Annotated in this window: 1 protein-coding gene; it reads right to left on the minus strand. The window is 65.4% G+C overall.

The genetic code is table 11. The features are described from left to right. A partial coding sequence (locus AC0IYH_RS32100; protein WP_471838352.1) for an OmpA family protein occupies window positions 1-263 on the minus strand: 263 nt, incomplete at both ends.

The following is a 263-nucleotide window of genomic DNA, read 5'->3' on the forward strand; positions in this document are numbered from 1 at the left end:
TACTGGCCCGAACCCGGACCGTAAGTGATCTCCACGCGACGGTTCTGCACTTCGCGGACGCCATCGGCAGTCTGCACGCGCAGGTTGGTCTCGCCGAACGCGCTCGTCGTGATGACGCCGTCCGGGATCGAACGCGAGGACATGTACGCCTTCACCGCGTCTGCACGGCGCTGCGACAGGCCCTGGTTGTACTGCGACGAACCCGAGGTGTCGGTGTAACCGGCCAGCTGGACCTGTGCGTTGCCGCAGGTCTGGTACTGGGT

The sequence above is a fragment of the Pseudomonas sp. AC463 genome (assembly GCF_979253585.1).